This is a genomic window from Alphaproteobacteria bacterium LSUCC0719 (assembly GCA_040839025.1).
Lineage (GTDB): Bacteria > Pseudomonadota > Alphaproteobacteria > Puniceispirillales > Puniceispirillaceae > UBA8309.
Window position 1 is genome coordinate 303,136 of the sequence record JBFPJN010000002.1, and the last position, 18,372, is coordinate 321,507.

Consider the following 18,372-nt stretch of genomic DNA (forward strand, 5'->3'; position numbering starts at 1 on the left):
TCTAAAGCTTGCCCGGCGGATCAAAGGCCACGCTTTGCCATGCCGGCAATATCCCAGGTGCGAAGTCCCCGCCGGTTGACCCGCTTTTCAGCGAAGAAATCCCCAAACACGGCATCGCATATATCGTGCGGCTGCGGCGCATAGGTGTCTTCCATATCCGCACCGGGGGCAATCCAGTTCGGCGCGCCAAGCACAATCGGGGCAGCCTTCAGATCGGCAAAGGCCAGGCGGGTTACATTGGCCGCCACCGTATTGGCAAAGCTGCCGCGCTCGACCGCTTCGGATATGATGATCAGTCTGCCGGTCCGGGCCACCGAAGCGAGAACGCTGTCATAATCAAACGGGACAAGCGTGCGGGCATCAATGATGTCTGATTCAATGCCGTGGGTTGCCAGATCCTCTGCCGCCGCCAGCGCCGGGTAGAGTGACGGGCCAATGGTCAGCATCGTGACATCGTCGCCGGACCTGCGCAGCGCCGCCTCGCCGAAGGGCATGCGGAAATAATCTGCCGGCACACCATCGGGCTCGAAAATTTCAACCCGGTCATAGAGACGCTGGCTTTCGAACACCATGGTCGGATCATTTCCCGACAGCGCCGTTGCCATCAGACCCTTGGCATCATGCGGCGTCGCCGGATAGATCACCCGAAGCCCCGGCACATGCGTCACCAGCGAGGTCCAGTCCTGGGAATGCTGGGCACCATATTTCGATCCAACCGAGGCCCGCAGCACCACAGGAAGTCGCAATTCACCAGCTGACATGGCCTGCCATTTGGCAAGCTGGTTGAAGATTTCATCGCCCGCCCGGCCAATGAAATCGGCATACATCAGCTCGACAAGCGCCCGTCCGCCGGCAAGCGCATAGCCAACCGCCGTCGACACGATCGCGGCTTCGGAAATCGGCGAATTGAACAGTCGGTGATAGGGAATGATGTCGGCAAAGCCGCGATGGACACCAAAGGCCCCGCCCCAGTCCCGGCATTCTTCACCATAGGCAATCAGGCTTTGATCATGCACAAGATGATGCAGGATCGCCTCGGACAGCGCATCGCGGACCGTGACCGCCCGCATTGGCGACTGCATGTTCCCGTCATCATCAATGCCAAACCTTGCCTTGCGCGCGATTGATTTTATCGCGCCGATATCGGCCGGGTCGGCAAGCAGATCGTCGGCCCTGCCGTCAAGGTCGACCAGCTCGCCATTGAAGGTCATGTCGCCAATGATTGTCGGGCTGGCCGCAATGTCCACTGCCGGCGCGTTCTGCCTGTCAACGACAGCCCGGGTTACCGCCCGGATCTGGCTTTCGACCGCCGCCACCATGTCATCGGCTGCGGCCTCGGTAATGACGCCGCCTTCGACAAGCCGATTGCGATAGCGTGCGATCGGGTCATGCGCCTGCCATGCCTTCATCTCATCGCGCGAGCGATAGGCGTTGGTATCGGTCGTTGAATGGCCGGAATACCGATAGCATTCGATATCCAGCAGCGCCGGCCCCTGCCCGGCACGCAGCAGATCGGCCTTGCGCGCCACGGCATCCGCCACCGCAAGCGGGTTCGATCCGTCCACCGTTTCGGCGTGGAGCTGGGCAGGGCTGACCCCCGCGCCAATCCGCGAGAGCCTGTCCCAGGCCATTGTTTCGCCGCGTGTCTGCCCACCCATGGCGTAGAAATTGTTGGTGAAGCAGAACAGCACCGGCGGATTGTGATCGAAGGGTGGCTGCCAGAGCTGACGGAACTGACCCATACCGGCAAAATTCATCGACTCCCAGATCAGACCGCAGCCGGTGCTGCCATCCCCAAGATTGGCAACACAGATCGCACCGGACCGGGACAGATGCGCATGTAAAGCCGCACCAACCGCGATGCCGGATGATCCGCCGACAATGGCGTTGTTGGGATAAGCGCCAAAGGGCGTGAAAAAGGCATGCATGGAACCGCCCATGCCCCGGTTGAATCCGGCGTCCCGCATGAAGATCTCGGCAAGAACACCGGTCAGAAGAAACGCCTCTGCTGTCGTGCCGCCAGCGCCGCCGACATGCGTCGACACAAGATCGAGAAGCTGACCACCACCATGATCCGCCATGATTGCATTCAGCCTGTCGCCATCAATGGCCGCCGCAGCCGCCAGCCCCTTGGCGATGATTTCACCGTGGCTGCGATGGGACCCGAAGATCTGATCCTGCGTGCGAAGTGCCATGGCGCTGCCAACCGCCGCCGCCTCCTGACCGACAGACAGATGTGCCGGGCCTTTGTAGACATAGTCTATGCCATGATAGGAGCCAGTCGATTTGAAGGCATGAAGCATGCTTTCAAACTCGCGGATCACCAGCATATGGCGAAGTGCTTCACGAAGCGCCTCGTCACCCCATCTGGCACGCTCGTCCGCGATATCACTGTCATAGGCATGTACCGGAATCTCGGCAAAGCTGACACGGTCGGCCATGTAGGTCTTTTCAGGATCAATTGGCAGATGTTTTGGCATGTTGCTCGCTCTTCACAATACCGGTCGGGTTAAAGGCTTGTCAGTTCATCACGCCAGGGCGGGTTGCAGCCGGATCTGCCGCAATTGATCGCCGCCGCTTCGCCGGCACGCCGGACAACCGCGTGCAACGCCCTCTCGTCGATGGCCGCCAGAGCGGCGCGGCTGGCAAGGTCGTTTTCAACCACCCATGACAGGGTGCTGGCCATGAAGGTATCGCCGGCACCAACCGTATCGACAAGCGTCTCGACCGCGGGCGCATCCGCCTCGATCTCGATTCCGCCAAGAAAGGCCCGTGCGCCATCCCCACCAAGCGTCAGGATGAACAGGGCGGCATCACAGTCGGCACGGCAGTCGGCAAGCGCCGCCGCCAGTGTCCGGTCCGGATAGAGCCACATCAGATCCTCATCGCTCAGCTTGAAGATATCGGCATGGCGCATCATTCTCTTGATCCGCGCGACATAGCCGTCACGATCGGTGATCAGGCCGGGGCGTACATTCGGGTCAAGTGACGTCATCAGCCCGCGCTGCTGGCAATCGGCGAAAAACGCCTCCCAGACATCGGCATCGTCCCCGCCAATCAGCGCCAGCGAACCAACATGGAAAATTTTTGTCGCCTCGGGCATGTCGCGGTGCAGCCTGTCGAGGCTGACCTGTCGTTCAGCCGTGCCATTGCGATGGAAAGCATAGGAGGGGATGCCATCGGTGATCGACACAACGGCAAGCGAGGTCGGGTGCGGCACCCGGTCGGCGACAAGCCTGACACGGCTGCGGACCAGCGTGTCGGCAAGAAGAGCGCCCAGCGCATCCTCGGAAACAGGTGTGAGATAGGCGACATCCTGGCCCTGCCGTCCTGCCGCCATCGCGACATTGAATGGCGAGCCGCCAGGATTGGCGACATAGCGCGGCAGACCGGTTGCAGCGACATCGCCTGACACCAGGTCTATGAGGTTTTCACCACCAACGGAAATCATCCACTCACCCCTTCCGGTGCATTTGCCAGCTGTCAGGTTGGCACCTGATCAGCTAGGCCCCGTATCCCATCTGGGCACGCCCGAGGGGTGATAGCATGTCGGCCGTGAACCTGTCTTCGAAATCCACCTCGTAATTTTCGGCGGCAAAGTCGGGCGAACTTTCCCCGGCCTCGAAAGCGCGGCGTTGCTTGTCAAGAAACCGTTCATTCTTGGCACAGGCCGGCGCGGCACCGATATACATGACATTGCTGTACCCTGTTCCGGTGTGCCGGTCCTCGACTCCGTGAATGACGTCGGGATGCCACCAAACGGTATCGCCCGGCTCGACCACCGGGATCGGCACATAGGCACGCAGAATCTTCTGATGCCAGGTGTCATTGATGTATAGCGCCCGGGATGGCGCGGCACCGCACAACTCATCATCGGGCACGTCATCCTGCAAAGCACGCAGAATGACCCACGCCATGGCATTGGCAACCGGCACCAGATTCAGCGTGCCGTCACCGGGGCCCTGGCGGCTGAGCGCTGTCCACCCCTGATAGGTGCGGAACATCGAACAGACGGCCGGTGACGGTATTTCCTTGGTGGCCGTGCGATAGGCCGCATCAAACGGATCATAGGATTCGACATCCCCCGACAGAAGATGCCGGTAGACACCGCGGAACCCTTCATCAAGCCAGCGTTCCACCGAACCGCCATCAACATGCGCGCTGAGCCCAAGCGTGTCGTCGCCGGGTTCACGCTGGCGAAGCCGGTCGGCATAGAGACATTCCCTGTCAGGATCGAATTCGAGACCATTGTCGGAGGAAAATTTCCACAGGCGGTTCAACCAGCGCCGCGCCACCGCAAGTTCGGATGACGTGCGCGCCTCCATCTGCGGTTGCGACCAGTAGAGGCCGAGAATCTGGGGTCGGGATGACGACAGGCTGGCAAAATACTGGTCCATCCCCTCTTTCGCCTTCTGCCGTTCGTAGAAATCATTCCTTGCGACATAGTCCATCAGCCGGTCATTCCAGGAGGTCACAAGATCACGGTCGAAGGTGTTGCGGATGACCACAGCGCCGCGCTGCTTGATGCTGTCGACCAGCTGGTCACTGACCGACCCGGCGGCAACTTCGGCGAAATCACATTCCGGCACAGGCGAGGTGCCGGCATCGCGTTCGGCCTCGATCTGACGGATCTGCGCCTCGACAATCTCGTCAATCCTTGCAAAGGCCGCGGCCACATCCACACCGGAACTTTTCAGTTCGGATTTCACCCTGCGAATGGAATTGCGAAATTCGTCAGTCATCGTATCGGACATTGTCCGTCCCCCGGCTTGTTATCCTGCCAAACATGCTTCTATGATGCAGTGCAGCGGGGAGCATCGGCAAGCCTGTTGATGCAGAAAATTTGTACGATTTGAAATTTCCAATGGCGCGCCATTCCGGCCGCGCGGAGGAGTCTGACATGCGGATCGATGCCCATCATCATTTCTGGAACCCGGCCCGTGGTGACTATGGCTGGATGCCGGTGGACAATGCCACGCTGTATCGTAGCTATGGCCCGGCCGATCTGGCCCCGCATCTGGACGCAGCCGGCATTCAGGCCACCATTCTGGTACAGGCCGCCGCGACCGTTGAAGAAAGCGAATACCTTCTGGGGCTGGCTGATGCGACACCGCATGTGGCGGGCGTCATCGGCTGGGTTGATTTTGAAAATCCGGCGCATCGCGACCAGCTGAAACGACTTGCAGGACATCCCAAATTCAAGGGTGTGCGACCGATGATCCAGGATATTCGCGATGATGACTGGATGCTGAGAAATGATGTGCAATGGGGTTTCAAGACGATCGTCGATCTGGGATTGCGGTTCGAGGCGCTTGGCTTTCCGCGGCATCTGAAAAACTTCCTGACCATCCTGACACGGTATCCAGACATGAAGGCTGTTCTTGATCATTGCATGAAACCGCAGATCGCCGGCGGGTCGGATCAGGATTTCACCTTCTGGGCCGAGGGGATGACGAGGCTTGCCGAAGAGACCGGCGCCTTCTGCAAATATTCGGCGCTGATCACCGAGGCCAGTGCCAGCTGGTCGACCGATGATCTGCGCCCCTATGTCGAACATGTCATCACCGCCTTTGGTGCCGACAGGGTGATGTGGGGATCCGATTGGCCGGTTTGCCGGCTCCGCGGAGAATATGAAGACTGGCATGCTGCCGCGATGGAATTGACCGGATCGTTGAACAACACCGAAACAGCCGCAATTTATGGGCAAACAGCCAATAAATTCTATGATCTGGGGCTGTGACATGGCCGCCGCGAACCTGTCCTTGGCCTTCTTTCAATCCGGTCTGATATGCTATGGTCACGGCAACGTGCCAGCGCCATCGATTCATCCATTCGGCAATTCACTGTTTCGGGAAGCCTGAGGAAACATGTCCATAGTCCAATTCCTGCTGGAACTCGCCGGGGCGACAATCCTGTTGCTGTTTTCAGTGCGCATGGTGCGCACCGGCGTGGAACGTGCCTTCGGTGCATCGTTTCGAAGGATAATGACGCGGTCCAAGGCCCGTGTCAGGGCGGCCCTGGCCGGGGTGCTTCTTGCCACCATCATGCAAAGCTCGGTTGCGGTGGCGATGCTTGTGGCAGGGTTCATCAGTGCCGGCGCGCTGTCTTTCGAGATCGGCCTGCCAGCCCTGCTTGGCGCGGATCTTGGCTCGGCACTGGTCATCCAGTTCCTGAGCATGGAAATCGGCTGGCTGTCACCACTTCTTCTGGTTACCGGGGGATTGCTGTTCCTGCGAAGCGAGACCGTTCTGTTGCGGCAGGTGGGCCGGGCGCTGATAGGTGTGGCGCTGATACTGATTGCCCTTGATCTGATCCGCGGCACCGTAGCGCCGCTTCGTGAAAGCGATTTCCTGCCACAGCTCTCGACCATCCTGGAACGTGACTTCCTGACCGCCTTTCTGGCTGGCGCGATCCTGACATTCCTCATGCATTCGTCGGTCGCCGCGGTGTTGATGTTTGTGACCCTGGTGGCCACCGGCGCGTTGCCGCTGATGGTGGGCATATCACTCATGCTCGGGGCGAATCTTGGATCGTCATTGCTGCCCCTGTGGATGACGAGGGCGATGAACCCGAAGGCCCGTCAGGTGCCGTTGATGAACGCCCTTCTTCGTGGCAGCGCGGCCATCATCATGGTCATCATTGTCAACCGCTCGCCGCTTGTCAGCCTGCTGCCGGATATTGGTGCCGGGCAGCAAATCATCCTGGCGCATGTTCTGTTCAACGCGATGCTGCTGCTGGCGGTCCCGTTCAGTGGCATTTTCGGTGTCTGGGCGCGCCGCATGCTGCCCGAAGCCAGGGGTGAGCATGAGGACAAGCCGGCGCATTATCGGTCGGTGTTGAATCAGGATGCGCTCGAGGACACGACCTTGGCCCTTGCCTGTATCAGGCGCGAAATCCACCGCATGCTGATGGTTGTCGAGGAGATGATGCTGCCCGCGATGGAGCTGCTGGAAAGCTATGACAAGGAGCGGATGAACAAGGTTGTCGAAAAGGATCTGATTATCAACGACGCTCTGGACGGAACCCGCCTTTATGTGGCCGAACTGGCAACAAGAAAGGCATCATCGCGTGATCGCAAGGAAGTGCGACACCTTCTCGAATACGCCATCGCCATCGAGGCGGCGGGGGATGTGGTGTCCAAGACACTGGCCCAGCTGGCAATCAACCGGGCCAAGGATGATATCCGCTTTTCCCCCGAAGGATTGGCGGAGCTTCGTGGCATGCATGACCGTGTCGTCGCCAATATCGCGCTTGCCGGCAATGTGCTTGTCTCGGGCGATGTCGGCATCGCAAGACGATTGCTCGAGGAAAAGAGCGAGGTAACACACAACCAGCGCAAAAGCCGCAAGAGCCACCTGAAACGGCTGGCCGGGGGCCGTGTGGAAAGTCTGGAGTCCAGTGATATTCATCTTGAAACCAGCCTGGCTTTCAAGGAATTCAACAGCCATATCGCGGCCATTGCCTATCCCATCCTGTCACGTGAAGGACAGCTGCTGGACACACGGCTTGTCGCCGAGGGCTAGGAACGGCACCGCAACCGCCGCCATAGAGGCGAATCCGTGCCCCATTACCTCTGAAATGTGCCGAATCATGACATTCAATCACCATTTCATGGTGACGTGCCGGCGCATCCGCATTTGTTGATCCCTGTTTCAGCAATCAACAGCATGGCGCGGTGTTAAATTTTTCTGGCCTTGATTCAACAGGTTGTGACACATCAGCCTGCCACTGACAGCGCATATTGCATCAGGGCTGTGCAAAGAATTTGCTTGGCCGCCACCAGAATCGTCGCTAGCGTTTTATGAATATTAAGAATTCATATGCGACTACAATATGCCCTCGAATATCTCCATCCATGATCTCGAACTCATCGGCCTGCAGAAAATCTACGGGCAGACGGTTGCTGTGCGGCAGGTCGATCTGACCTTGAGCCAGGCACAATATTGCTGCCTTCTGGGCCCATCCGGCTGTGGCAAGACATCGCTTCTGCGGATGATTGCGGGCCATGAAACCATCAGCTCGGGCTCGGTGCTGATCGCCGGCGACGATGTATCGACAGCAGCGCCGGCATCACGTCCCACCTCGATGATGTTTCAGAGCTATGCGTTGTTTCCGCATCTGCGGGTCATCGACAATGTGGCCTTCGCGCTGAAGATCATGGGGGTCGGCAAGGTCGAAAGGCATGAACGGGCCTTTGCGATGCTGCAGGGTGTGCAGCTCGACGCGTTGGCGGACAGGTACCCGAACCAGCTTTCCGGCGGACAACAGCAGCGGGTGGCGCTTGCAAGGGCGCTGATTACCGAGCCGAAAATTCTGCTTCTGGATGAGCCTCTGTCGGCGCTTGATCCGTTTCTGCGGATTGAGATGCGGGCCGAGCTGAAAACGCTGCAGCGGAAGCTGGGGATATCATTCATCCATGTTACCCACAGCCAGGACGAGGCCATGGCACTTGCCGATCTGGTTCTGGTGATGAATGACGGGATTGTCGAGCAGACAGGCACTCCCATGGAGATATTCAACAAACCAAGGAATGCGTTCGTGGCAAATTTCATCGGTGGCCACAACGTGATTACAGACGGTCCCAAAACCTACGCAGTACGTGAGGACCGTATCAACATAACACCGAATGGAAACAGTCAGATTGGCGCTATCGAATTCATGGGGGCCAACGTCAAAATCAAGGTATTTGATGGAACCGGGGGAAATCTGACCGTAAGCCAGACTGACGAGGCGTTTGCCAAGATGAACATGAATATCGGCGACGCCGTTGATGTCAGCTGGAAAAAGAAAGATCAACTCGAACTGACTGGCTAGAAAGGACTTAAGACATGAAAAAGAATTTCAATCGACGCACCATGTTGAAGACAACAGGTGCCGCTGCCGCCTTTACCGGCTTCAGCCTCAGCGCACCGAATGTACTTCGGGCCAATGACAAGGTTGTCAGATATCTCGGCACCGCAACCACAATGGGAAGCGAGATCGACAAGAAGCTGTTCGACGACACCGGCATCAAGGTTCAGTACATCCCGGTCACGACAGATGAAGTGACCAAGAGGGTTCTGACCCAGCCAAACAGCTTCGACATTGTTGATACCGAGTATTTCAGCCTGCCAAAGCTTGTGCCGTCGGGAAACATCCTCGGTATGGATTCCAAGCGGATCACCGAATTCGACAACATCAGCACCACCCACACTCTGGGGGAAATCGGCGGCAAGAAGATTGGCGATCAGGGCACAGCCCCGAAAAAGGTCTTCTATCTGAAGGACGAGAATTCCAGCGAGTTCTCTGCTGAGCCGACCCGCTGGGCGACGCTGATCCCGACCGTATTCAACGCCGACACGCTTGGGATCAGGCCGGACCTGATCGGGCGCCCGATCAACACCTGGGCCGAGCTTCTGAACCCCGAGTTCAAGGGCAAGGCATCGATCCTGAACATCCCGTCGATCGGGATCATGGATGCCGCGATGGTGGTCGAGGCCATGGGCGAATACAAATATCCCGACAAGGGCAATATGACCCGCGAGGAAATCGACCTGACGATCGGCATCCTCATCGACGCCAAGAAGCAGGGGCAGTTCCGCGCCCTGTGGTCGGACTTTAACGAAAGTGTGAACCTGATGGCCTCGGGCGAGGTGGTGATCCAGTCGATGTGGTCGCCGGCCATTACGGCTGTTCGTACACAGGGTATCCCATGTGTCTATCAGCCGCTGAAGGAAGGTTATCGCGCCTGGGCCGTCGGCTTTGCGCTGTCTGCAGCCACCAAGGGGTATCAGGCCGATGTCTGTTACGAGTTCATCAACTGGTACCTGTCCGGCTTTGTCGGCGGCTATCTGAACCGTCAGGGCTATTACTCGGCGGTACCGTCCACAGCGAAGGAATATATGGCTCCTTACGAGTGGGATTACTGGATGCTCGGCAAGGCGGCCACCCAGGACATCATGGCACCCGATGGCAAGAAGCTGGCAGGTGCCGGCGAGGTCCGCGATGGCGGGTCCTTCGAAGAGCGGATGGGCGGCGTTGCGTGCTGGAACGCAACCATGGACGAAAACCGCTACATGGTTCGCAAATGGAACGAGTTCGTCGCGGCCTAAGCCGGAGACGCAGCAACAATATCTACGGCACTCTTGCGGGTGCCGTAGTCACGTTTTAGAGGATTAAAATTTGAATCGGCTCGAAAAATACAGCGCCACATTGCTTGCTCTGCCTTTTACGATTGTCATCGCGCTGTTTTTCGTCCTGCCATTGCTTCTGGTGGTGATGGTCAGCTTCTGGGACTATACCTCCTACAGCATTATCCCCGATTTCATCTTCACCAATTACGAAGATATTTTCTATGGCTGTATCGGCAAGCTGCCGGACCTCTGCACGGCCTTTTCGACATATCTGTCCACGATAAAATTTGTCTTCATCACCTGGCTGGTGACGCTGGTTATCGGCTTTCTGGTGGCGCTGTTCCTGGCATTCTGTGTGCGATCCTTGCCAATGCAGGTGGCGCTGTTCCTGCTCTGCACGATCCCGTTCTGGACATCCAACGTTATCCGGATGATTTCCTGGATCCCGCTTCTTGGCCGCAATGGGCTTGTGAATGCCGGCCTGATGGATGTCGGCATAATCGACTCACCGCTGGAATGGCTTCTCTATTCCGAATTCGCGGTGATTGTTGCCTTTGTCCATCTCTACACGCTGTTCATGGTCGTGCCGATCTTCAACTCGATGATGCGGATCGACAGATCGCTTCTCGAAGCCGCCTATGATTCCGGAGCCTCGACATGGCAGGCGCTGACCAATGTTGTGATCCCTCTGTGCCGGCCGGGCATGATCATCGGGTCCATTTTCGTGATCACCATCGTCATGGGCGACTTCCTGACGATCGGCGTCATGGGCGGGCAGCAAATCGCCTCAGTCGGCAAGATCATCAATGTGGAAATGCAATATCTGCAATTCCCGGCGGCAGCGGCGAATGCCGTGATCCTGATCATCACGACGCTGATGATCATTTTCGGCATGACGCGCATCGTCGATGTCCGCAAGGAGCTGTAAATGTTCGGGGCCCGCTTTCGACTGTTGATGACGTCCATTTTCTGTCTGTTCATCCTGTTCCTCTACGGGCCGATGATTTGCATTCTGGTGCTGTCATTTCAGGGGCCGGAGGGCGGCCTGACCTTTCCCATGCGGGGCTTTTCGACATTCTGGTTTGAATCGCTGTTCGACGGTGTTGGCGTAATCGATATCTGGAGCGCCTTTGGTCGATCCATTCGGCTTGGCCTTGTCGTCATGGTGATGACGGTCATTTTCAGCCTGATGGCAGGCATGGCCTTTCGGCGAAAATTCATGCTGGCCGGAGCGCTGTTCTACGCCACCGTATCAAGCCTGATTGTGCCATCAATCGTCATCAGCCTTGGCGTGGCACTGGAATTCCGTATCCTTGACGACATGATCAAGGCCTTTGGTGACAGCCATCAGATCACCTGGATCATCGAGGATTTCAGGACAACAATGGGGCTGTTCAGCTCGGGTCTTGGCGCACAGCTGACCTGGACGCTGCCCTTCGGGCTGCTGATCATGTTCGCCGTTTTCAACAGGTTCGATCCTTCCTATGAGGAGGCCGCGCGCGATCTTGGCGCAGGGCCTTGGAAAACCTTCACCGAAGCCGTGCTTCCGATCATCGCCCCGTCGCTGATCGGTGTGGCCCTGTTCGGCTTTACCCTTAGCTATGATGAACTGGCACGCTCGTCTCAGGCCATTGGCGGCTTGAACACCCTGCCGCTGGAATTGCGCGGGCTGACCACAACGGTGACGGACCCCACCATTTACGCCCTTGGCACATTGACCACCGGAATCAGTTTCGCGGTCATCGGTATCGCCCTGCTTCTGTATTTCACCCTGCGACGCCGCACGGTTGTTCACCGCAGTGCCTGAGGTGGCCCGGACATGAAACGGATCGCCTTCATAAATCCGAATGCCACCGAAGCCATGACGCAGAGCTGCGCGGCAAGCATGCAGACTGTGATTGGCAATCAGGTCGAGGTGCGCGCGGTCACCAACCATGATGGCCCGCCAGCCATTCAGGGCGAGGAAGACGGCAAGGCAGCCGTTCCCGGCATGCTGGCACGACTTGACCAGAACGCGGATTGTGACGGGTTTGTCATTGGCTGTTTCGACGATACCGGGCTGTTTGACGCCCGCGCCATGACCCGAAAGCCGGTTGTCGGCATCGGACAGGCGTCCTTTCATCTTGCGGCGTTGCGCCACGGCCCGTTTCACGTTCTGACGACGCTGGCCGTATCGATCCCGGTGATTGAAGAGAATATCGCGCGGCAAGGTTTTGCCGACAGCTGCCTTGGTGTGCTGGCCAGCGGCGTGCCCGTGCTGGAACTTGAACACAACCCCGTCCAATCGGCAGCGATTGTTTCAGACCATATCAACACCATTCAGGATGGCGTGACCAATCCCTGCATCATTCTTGGGTGTGCCGGTATGACCAACATCCATGCCACATTGCAGGCACGTCATCAGGCGACCTTGATCGACCCCATCATCGCCGCCGCGCGACTCATGCCTGCACTCCTCTAGCCACCACGCCGCCTTCAGACACAAATTATCACGCCAGGACCGTCAGATCCTGATTCCGGTTTCCAGATCGAAATAATGCAGCCGGTCGGTTCGGATATGGAAATGGACGGCATCGCCGGGACGAAACCGTCTTTCGCCTTCATATTTGCCAACCATCTCGCCAAAGTCGGCATCGCATGTCAGCACGGTTTCATGCCCCATGGGTTCGACAACGCTGATCTGTCCGCTGATGGAAACATGCCCCTTGGCGGGCGTGGCGCTTTCTGCAAGCTGCATATGTTCGGGTCGGAATCCAAGCTGGATCCGCCGCCCCGACGCAACGTCGCAATCGGCAAGTCCGATAGTGGCACCGCTGTCAGTCTCCAGAACAGGTTTGCGATCGGTGCCACCAATTACGCCGGCCACGAAATTCATCGCCGGTGACCCGATGAAGCTGGCAACAAACTGGCTGGCCGGTGTCTTGTAAACCTCATCCGGCGTGCCGACCTGTTCGATCCGGCCTTCATTCATGATCACGATCCGGTCCGCCAGCGTCATCGCCTCGACCTGATCATGGGTGACATAGACGGTGGTTGTCTGCACGCGCTGGTGCAGCAGCTTCATCTCGGCACGCATCTTGTGGCGAAGCTTGGCATCAAGGTTGGACAGCGGCTCGTCAAAAAGAAACACTTTCGGCTTGCGAACAATCGCCCGTCCCATGGCGACACGCTGTTTCTGGCCACCGGACAGTTCACCCGGCCGCCGTTTCAGCAGCTCACCAAGACCGAGAATCTCCGCCGCTTCATGGGTCCGCCTCGCGATCTCCTCCTTTGGCAAGCGCTTTGCCCGAAGGCCGAATGATATGTTGTCAAAGACGTTCAGATGCGGATAGAGAGCGTAATTCTGGAACACCATCGCAATGTCGCGATCCTTTGGATGGACATTGTTGACCGGGGTGCCATCAATCGAGATATCTCCCGACGATACGTCCTCCAGACCGGCCAGCATGCGCAGGGTGGTGGATTTGCCGCAACCGGACGGGCCAACGAATACAACGAATTCGCTGCTGCCGATCGACAGCGTGAAGTCCTGTACCGCTGTCACGGATCCGAACAGCTTGTGTACCCCTTCAAGCCTGACCTCTGCCATTTTCTATGCCTCCCCCGCGATCAATTCTGCCACCCGTCGGCTGCGTTGTTCGTCAGCCAGCGCAATCCGCCTGGCTGTGTCTCCTGCCCCGGCCTTCAGCGCGGCCAGCCGATCGGCATAGCCGGTCAGGGCCGAACGCAGCGCCCGTGGCCCGGGGCCTCCGGGCATTTCCCGCACCGCCACGAAATTCTGCGCGCTTGTCGCTCTTGTCAGCAGCGCGCGGTCCATCGTCGGCTTTTGTCCGGTCACCTCTTCAAATGTGCGCGCAAACAGATCCCACGGCAGTTCATCGAATGCCATGCCACTGGACAGGGCCTCCCGCGCCAGCTTGCTGGCGACATGATGCGCCGGCCGGAACCCGACTCCCTCGGCCCGGACAATCGTGTCCGCAAGTTCGGTGATGGTCGCCATTGAGGTCTGGATACGACGCTCGATCGAAGGCTGGTTGGTTTTCATCGCCTCGATAAAGCTGGCCAGCAGGGGCAGGGCATGATCAAGGCGATCAAACACCTCAAAGCCCGTGGCCTGGGTTTCGCGCTCGGAATCATTCATATCGGCAAAGGGCGTATTGTGCATGGTCTGCACAATCTGTTCGGCACCGCCACCGGCAAGTGACAGTTTCAGACGCAGATGTTCCAGCGGCACCGGGTTGCGCTTTTGCGGCATGATCGACGAGATCTGGACAAACCCGTCCGGCACATGGATCTGCGCCACTTCAAAGCCGGTCCAGGTCACCAGATCCTGAACAAGGCGTCCCAGATGGATGCAGCCAAGCCGGATCGCGGCATAGCTGGCGGTGATATAGTCGACATTTGCGATCGCCCCGTAGGAATTCTCGACGATATCGGCAAAGCCCAGCATGTCGGCAACACGGTGACGGTCGAGATCAAATCCGGAGGTGGTGATTGCCGCCGCGCCCATGGGACAGTGGTTCACCTCTTCCAGCGCGGCCTGAATGCGCGTCATGTCACGAAGGATGAATTCCAACGCCGCGCCAAGATAATGCCCGAGTACCGACACCTGCGCCGGCTGGCCGTGGGTATAGAGCAGCACCGTCTCGTCGATGCCCCTTTCGGCACGCGCCAGCACCTGATCGGCCATCATGCCATATTGATCAAGCAATCTCAGCAACCGACCACGCAGCTGCATCCGGAACATGGTATGCTCCATATCATTGCGCGATCTGCCGGTATGCAGGCGGCCGGCTGTCTCTTCGCCAACCTGCCGACCCAGTTCCTGCTCAATCAGGAAAAACAGATCCTCGAAAGTGCCATCAAAGGCCTGCCTGGCCCAGGGTCGATCGCGATCAATGCGGATCAAGGCGTCGAGAATGGCGGCGGCATCGGCGGATTGCAGCAACCCCTGTTCCGCCAGCATCACACCATGCGCCAGATTGATCGCATGAAGCGGTCCTGAAAAATGCTGCTTATAGACCTCAAGGTCCGGCGCCAGCACGCTTTGGGCGTAGACCGCGGCAGGAAAGCTGTCATAGTCCGCACTCATCTCAGATCACCCCTTCAGACCCGCGAGCATGATCCCGCGGATGATGAATTTCTGCAGCAACAGGAAGACCAGCAATGTCGGAAGCGTGGCCAGACATGATGCCGTCATGACAATTTCCCAATCCATCTGGAACTCGCCATTGAACGAGGCGATGCCCACAGGGATGGTGTAGATGTCAGGATCATTGGTCACGATGAGGGGCCAGATGAATGCCGTCCAGTTGCCGAGGAAATGGAAGATCGCCAGCGCCGACAGCGCCGGTATGACAAGCGGCATCGCGATCCGCCACCAGATGGCAAATTCCGACCAGCCGTCAATCCGCGCCGCCTCAATCAATTCGTCAGGCAGGCTCATGAAAAACTGCCGCATCAGGAAGGTGCCAAACCCGGTCATCAACCCGGGGAAGGCAATACCCCAATAGGTGTCGATCCAGCCAAAGCTGCGCGACATCATATACCAGGGGATGATCAGCATTTCGGTTGGGATCATCAATGTACTGAGGATCGCGATAAAGACGATCTGGCGGCCGCGGAAATCGAACTTGGCCAGCGTATAGCCGACCAGTGAATCGAAAAACAGGACGGATGCCGTGCTGAAGGTGGCAACCCACAGCGAGTTCAGCATCCAGCGCGTGAATTTCGATTCCTGCAGGATGAACAGATAGTTTTCGAGCGTCGGCCTGTCGGGAATGACACTGAGTTCGAAAACCTCCTGCCCGGTCTTGAACGAAGTCGACGCCATGAAGAGGATCGGCGTGATCATCACCACACCGCCGAGGAACAACAGCGTCCACAGGATAACCTTGCCGGGCCGGGCGCGTTCGAGACGTGCCATGGTTGCGTTGAAATCGCTCATTTGTGTTTCCGCATGAGCCAGAGTTGAACAAGGCTGACGACAAGCAGGATCAGGAACAGGATCACCGTCAGGGCCGAGGCCCGGCCAAGCCTGAATTCGTCAAAGGCGAATTCATAGATCATCAGCACCAGCGGCTTGGTCGAATTGAGTGGTCCGCCGGCGCTGTCAGCGCTCATCGTGTAGACTTGGTCAAAGATCCGCAGAAACCCGATCGTCGATACCACTGTCAGGAAGATGATGGTGGGTTTCAGCGCCGGCAGGGTGATCTCGCGCAGGATCTGCCACCGCCCGGCACCATCAATCTCCGCCGCTTCAAAATAGCTTCGCGGGATCGCCCTGATGCCGGCGATGAAAATCACGATCTGAAACCCAAGTCCGGCCCAGACCGCCGGCGCCATGATTGCGTATAGCGCCTGTGTAACCGACTTCAGGAAAGGCTGCTGCGGGATGCCGACCCAGGACAGCATGATGTTGAAATAGCCAATCGGCAGCGGTTGGTAAAACCATCGCCAGACCCATGCCATTGCCACCGCCGTGGTCAGAAACGGGATGAAATACATCGCCCGGATCATGTCGTGACCGAAGTCGATTTCATTCAGCCAATAGGCAATGAAAAAGGCGATCACCATACTGACCGGCACCCCGACAAGCGCATATTTGATCGTGTTCCAGAGAACAAGCCAGAAATCCTCGTCAGCGAAGATCTTGATGTAATTCTTGAACCCGATGGCCTTTTTGGCCCCAAGCAGATTCCATTTCAGGGTCGATACGTAAAAAGCTTCGACGGTGGGATAGAAGCGGATTGTTATGTAGAAAACCAGAGGGATCGCCAGAAAAAGCCAGGCCGTAATAGCCAGCTTCTGACTGATCGTCAGCTTGTTCCAGAACGCGGTCATGGAATCGATTTCGCCCCCCCGGTGAAAAATCGGCAGATGGCAACGCGGCGCTGCCATCTGCACCTGTTCGGATCGACCGGTCTTACTGGTCGAAGAACTCGTCAAAGACCTCTTGTTCGTCCTTGGCGACCTTTTTCAACGCCTCAGCAGGATCGACACCCTGCAGCACGACCATGTCGTACGCGTCGATAAGGGCCTGACGCTGCGGCTTCTCGGAAATGAAGGCGGTTGCGTTGGCATAACCCAGACCGCGAATGAACGGTCCGTAGAGCGGGTGTGTCTTGTTCGCATCAACAAGGGCCACCGCAGGCTTTGCCGGCAGCTCGCCAACCGTATCAAGCCACAATTGCATGGCCTCGTCGGAGGTCAGATACTGAAGAAACTTCTCCGCCGCCGCCTTTTTCTCTCCATCCGCCTTCGAGCTGATGCCGTTCACCCAGTAGGAAGAGAAGTTGAAGCGCTTGCCATTATGACCAGGCAGCTCGGAAATGGCGAAGTTCAGCCCGTCCTGCTTGACGAATTTGGAAATCCTGAAGGATCCGTCCAGAACCATGCCCGCCTTGCCGGCTGCGAAAGCGTCCTGTCCACGGTTCATGAAACCGTTGGCGCCAACCTTGTGTGTAGCCTCGACATCGGTCAGGAACTTCAGAGCCTTTGCACCTGCATCGGATGCGTAGGTCACCTTCTTGCCGTCATCCGAATAGGGCTGACCACCATGAAGCCTGATCAGCACTTCACGCCACCAATGGTGATCCTGACCATCCGTATCGACAGCAAACCCGACAGTCAGGTAATTGCCATCAGCATCCTTCTTCGTCAGTTTCTTGGCGTAATCAACGAACTCGTCAAGCGTTTCGGGTGGACCGGAAAGACCCGCCTCGGCAAACAGATCCTCGTTCCAGAACAGGGCAAGCGAGCGCACGGCTGTTGGCAGACCCCAATAGTCACCATCAACCTTCATTGTGCTCACCATGGGGAAGAAATCCTTTTCAATGGTGGCATGCGGGAACGCCGATTTGGACAAAGGCTGAATCAGCCCGCCGTCGCGATAGTCGTTTAGCCATCCATAATAAAGCTGAACGACATCCGGGCCGTCACCGGCAGACACCGCGATGGCGACCTTCTTGCGATAGTCGGCATAGGGAAAATGCGTATGCTTGACGGTGATTCCCGGATTAGCAGCTTCAAAATTCTGGATCAGCTTGTCGATCGCCTCGACACGGCTGGCATAGGTGTACTGCCAATATTCGATTTCCACCGCCTGAACCATGCCACTCCAGAGGAGCGAGGTTCCGCCTATGGCCAGCGCCAAGGCCGACTTCAACCATTTCTTCATAATTTCCTCCACCCAATTTGGATCGCGAAAGGTATTTACCTTTTCTAATGTAAAAACCTATGATAGCTTTTTCACGCTTGT

At 57.7% G+C, this 18,372-nt stretch carries 15 protein-coding genes; 7 read left to right on the forward strand and 8 right to left on the reverse strand.

From position 1 onward, the window contains the following. Window positions 1–20: 20 nt before the first annotated feature. The 3 genes from AB3X55_06125 to AB3X55_06135 are packed head-to-tail and all read right to left on the reverse strand — an operon-like array spanning window position 21 to window position 4,754. Complete coding sequence (locus AB3X55_06125; protein ID MEX0503158.1) at window positions 21–2,480, reverse strand: thiamine pyrophosphate-dependent enzyme; 2,460 nt, start codon at window positions 2,478–2,480, stop codon at window positions 21–23. 29 nt (window positions 2,481–2,509) lie between these two features. Beyond that, entirely contained in the window at window positions 2,510–3,451 is a 942-nt protein-coding gene (locus AB3X55_06130; protein MEX0503159.1) for a carbohydrate kinase, read from the reverse strand. A 52-nt stretch (window positions 3,452–3,503) separates the two neighbouring features. After that, window positions 3,504–4,754, reverse strand: a complete 1,251-nt coding sequence (locus AB3X55_06135; protein ID MEX0503160.1) for a YbiU family protein — start codon at window positions 4,752–4,754, stop codon at window positions 3,504–3,506. 146 nt (window positions 4,755–4,900) lie between these two features. Here AB3X55_06135 and AB3X55_06140 point away from each other — a divergent pair, with 146 nt between their 5' ends. The 7 genes from AB3X55_06140 to AB3X55_06170 all read left to right on the forward strand — a co-directional run bounded on the left by AB3X55_06140 (window position 4,901) and on the right by AB3X55_06170 (window position 12,573). After that, window positions 4,901–5,740 (forward strand): amidohydrolase, encoded by an 840-nt coding sequence (locus AB3X55_06140; GenBank protein MEX0503161.1) that lies wholly within the window; start codon window positions 4,901–4,903, stop codon window positions 5,738–5,740. A 127-nt stretch (window positions 5,741–5,867) separates the two neighbouring features. After that, window positions 5,868–7,523, forward strand: a complete 1,656-nt coding sequence (locus AB3X55_06145; GenBank protein MEX0503162.1) for a Na/Pi cotransporter family protein — start codon at window positions 5,868–5,870, stop codon at window positions 7,521–7,523. 310 nt (window positions 7,524–7,833) lie between these two features. Continuing rightward, the gene (locus AB3X55_06150) at window positions 7,834–8,814 is read left to right on the forward strand and encodes an ABC transporter ATP-binding protein (protein MEX0503163.1); all 981 of its coding nucleotides are present in this window, start codon (window positions 7,834–7,836) and stop codon (window positions 8,812–8,814) included. A gap of 14 nt (window positions 8,815–8,828) precedes the next feature. Then, entirely contained in the window at window positions 8,829–10,091 is a 1,263-nt protein-coding gene (locus tag AB3X55_06155; GenBank protein ID MEX0503164.1) for a PotD/PotF family extracellular solute-binding protein, read from the forward strand. A gap of 70 nt (window positions 10,092–10,161) precedes the next feature. After that, window positions 10,162–11,040: an ABC transporter permease gene (locus AB3X55_06160; protein MEX0503165.1), complete on the forward strand. Its 879-nt coding sequence runs from the start codon at window positions 10,162–10,164 to the stop codon at window positions 11,038–11,040. After that, the gene (locus AB3X55_06165) at window positions 11,041–11,919 is read left to right on the forward strand and encodes an ABC transporter permease (GenBank protein ID MEX0503166.1); all 879 of its coding nucleotides are present in this window, start codon (window positions 11,041–11,043) and stop codon (window positions 11,917–11,919) included. It abuts the gene before it with no gap. A 12-nt stretch (window positions 11,920–11,931) separates the two neighbouring features. Then, window positions 11,932–12,573: an aspartate/glutamate racemase family protein gene (locus AB3X55_06170; protein MEX0503167.1), complete on the forward strand. Its 642-nt coding sequence runs from the start codon at window positions 11,932–11,934 to the stop codon at window positions 12,571–12,573. Window positions 12,574–12,615: 42 nt separating this feature from the next. On the opposite strand, the gene AB3X55_06175 is transcribed toward AB3X55_06170, so the two are convergent. The 5 genes from AB3X55_06175 to AB3X55_06195 all read right to left on the reverse strand — a co-directional run bounded on the left by AB3X55_06175 (window position 12,616) and on the right by AB3X55_06195 (window position 18,291). Then, complete coding sequence (locus tag AB3X55_06175) at window positions 12,616–13,701, reverse strand: ABC transporter ATP-binding protein (GenBank protein MEX0503168.1); 1,086 nt, start codon at window positions 13,699–13,701, stop codon at window positions 12,616–12,618. Window positions 13,702–13,704: 3 nt separating this feature from the next. After that, window positions 13,705–15,204, reverse strand: a complete 1,500-nt coding sequence (gene argH / locus AB3X55_06180; protein ID MEX0503169.1) for an argininosuccinate lyase — start codon at window positions 15,202–15,204, stop codon at window positions 13,705–13,707. A gap of 6 nt (window positions 15,205–15,210) precedes the next feature. Beyond that, on the reverse strand, window positions 15,211–16,059 hold the full coding sequence (locus tag AB3X55_06185) for a carbohydrate ABC transporter permease (GenBank protein ID MEX0503170.1): 849 nt from the start codon (window positions 16,057–16,059) through the stop codon (window positions 15,211–15,213). Further along, on the reverse strand, window positions 16,056–16,955 hold the full coding sequence (locus tag AB3X55_06190; protein ID MEX0503171.1) for a carbohydrate ABC transporter permease: 900 nt from the start codon (window positions 16,953–16,955) through the stop codon (window positions 16,056–16,058). Before AB3X55_06190 ends, AB3X55_06185 begins: the two co-directional genes overlap by 4 nt. A gap of 82 nt (window positions 16,956–17,037) precedes the next feature. Next, window positions 17,038–18,291, reverse strand: a complete 1,254-nt coding sequence (locus tag AB3X55_06195; protein ID MEX0503172.1) for an extracellular solute-binding protein — start codon at window positions 18,289–18,291, stop codon at window positions 17,038–17,040. Between the last annotated feature and the right edge of the window lie 81 nt (window positions 18,292–18,372).